General features: G+C 28.1%; 3 protein-coding genes. All 3 read right to left on the reverse strand.

All coding sequences use genetic code 11. The features are described from left to right. Nucleotides 1-635: 635 nt before the first annotated feature. The 3 genes from LGK95_RS21985 to LGK95_RS21995 all read right to left on the reverse strand — a co-directional run bounded on the left by LGK95_RS21985 (nt 636) and on the right by LGK95_RS21995 (nt 1,557). On the reverse strand, nt 636-875 hold the full coding sequence (locus tag LGK95_RS21985) for a CSL-type zinc finger protein (protein WP_226127036.1): 240 nt from the start codon (nt 873-875) through the stop codon (nt 636-638). A gap of 121 nt (nt 876-996) precedes the next feature. Continuing rightward, entirely contained in the window at nt 997-1,278 is a 282-nt protein-coding gene (locus tag LGK95_RS21990) for a hypothetical protein (RefSeq protein WP_226127037.1), read from the reverse strand. A 66-nt stretch (nt 1,279-1,344) separates the two neighbouring features. Beyond that, entirely contained in the window at nt 1,345-1,557 is a 213-nt protein-coding gene (locus LGK95_RS21995; protein ID WP_226127038.1) for a hypothetical protein, read from the reverse strand. Nucleotides 1,558-1,738 lie beyond the last annotated feature (181 nt).

A 1,738-nucleotide genomic window follows, 5' to 3' on the forward strand; every position in this document is an offset into this window, starting at 1 on the left:
ATATAACTCTCGTATCACTTCGTTTTATAAAAATTAGTCTTAGAACTGATATTATATTAAACGCATATACAAATATTAAAAAAATAGTTGATAACTCCATGTTGTTCCCCCCAGTAGTAATATTTATTTCAGTAACTTTCTTAAAGTTTCTCCTTTAATCAAAATACTTCATCAAGCCTTGCAAGGACCTTGTATTATTTGGGTCATATAAACGATTTACAAGGGTAACACACTTTATATTATATTATGTAATGCATTAATACTATATATTCCGATTATATATATATAATTTTATATTTTTATAAACATAAGCCGATTCATAAAGGGTTTTCACACCCAAATATGAACCGGCTACAATTGATTAACTAACTGGTATAGTAAATACAACCATTAGGATCACAACTATAGCAAGAATTAGAATCATTCTCGCAAGTAATTTCATGTATTTTATACCTCCAGCTTGTATATTAAATTTATACAAGTATTATATGCGATTCTAAAATGTAAGTAAATAAGAAAAATTTACCAAAGTGAATATATTTATAAAAATACTATTTTGCATAAATCTGTCACTCTGATAAATCAAATAAATAAAAGCAATTTTTTATAACAAATACCCGACTATGATAACTTACTTATTTTTCTATTAACTCCCAGCCTCTAGTGCCTTTTGATGTATTAAGTTCATATTTTTCACTACAATCTTCACACACAATATAAACGTCATGATCCCTAAAGCCTGGTATATTATCATGTTCTTCAATAATTGTTCCTTTTCCACAAGGGCATTCATATTCATACCGTTCTGTTGTGCCGTCACCGGCTCCATAACCTTGACTTGGTTGTTCGCTTGAGTTAATCAATTTTGTACGCATAGTTAACCTACTAATATTATTATAATTATCCTGTAGTTACAATATAAATGTGTTATTTTTAATAACATTAAATTTTAATTTATTGTATCATTAACAAATAGAGTTTTAGAAATAGATAACTCTAAAGAATATTAGCAGCATCTTCAACAATTTTCTTTTTATATTCATCGCTATATTGAGCAAACGCAGATGAGATTGAAACTACTTCTTTTAAAACTAACCTATTAGATTCACTTAAAATTTGTAATATTAATTCGTCTTTGTTTAAGTCAGATTCGCATAATTTATCATAGTATGTTTTTAATTCTGCATCAATTCGGGTACAAACAGGTGGAACTAAATAGTTTTCAATTTTTTTATTAAATGCTAAGTTACTTTTGTTTGGATATGATACTGGGGTCATATGTATAACAGGTGTCCTACAATTGCCAAAAATAAAAACAGCCTAGCACAGCTGTTTATCAAATATCTATGATGGAACATTCTTTCCCGACTTCCAATTAAAAATAAATCTCTTCATATCACAATGGTGTTTTACCATAGGATATATTACGGTATAACTCTTACGATACATGTATTTAAAATCTTTATCTTCTTCGTCTTCTTCATCATACATTAGTATATTCATCATAGACATACATTGTCCAAGATTCTCACAGTCTTTACAATGGTAGTTGCACATAAGTACCTCCAAAATAATATTCGCCTTCTATATTATTCTGCTTTAGTTATTTTGCTACAGTAGTCTGTCTATCTCCTTGTTGAGTTAATGTTTATTTTTGCTATTAACCATCAAATCTTAAATAATATCCACTTACAAGTACCGAGTTCATACCTAATGTACTAATGCTAGCATTAAAATT

The organism is Clostridium algoriphilum, assembly GCF_020443705.1.
Taxonomy (GTDB): domain Bacteria; phylum Bacillota; class Clostridia; order Clostridiales; family Clostridiaceae; genus Clostridium_AD; species Clostridium_AD algoriphilum.

Bases quoted from the DNA above. Each gene is read 5' to 3' on its own strand.
- LGK95_RS21995 (WP_226127038.1), bottom strand. From the start codon at position 1,557: ATGTGCAACTACCATTGTAAAGACTGTGAGAATCTTGGACAATGTATG.
- LGK95_RS21990 (WP_226127037.1), bottom strand. From the start codon at position 1,278: ATGACCCCAGTATCATATCCAAACAAAAGTAACTTAGCATTTAATAAA.
- LGK95_RS21985 (WP_226127036.1), bottom strand. From the start codon at position 875: ATGCGTACAAAATTGATTAACTCAAGCGAACAACCAAGTCAAGGTTAT.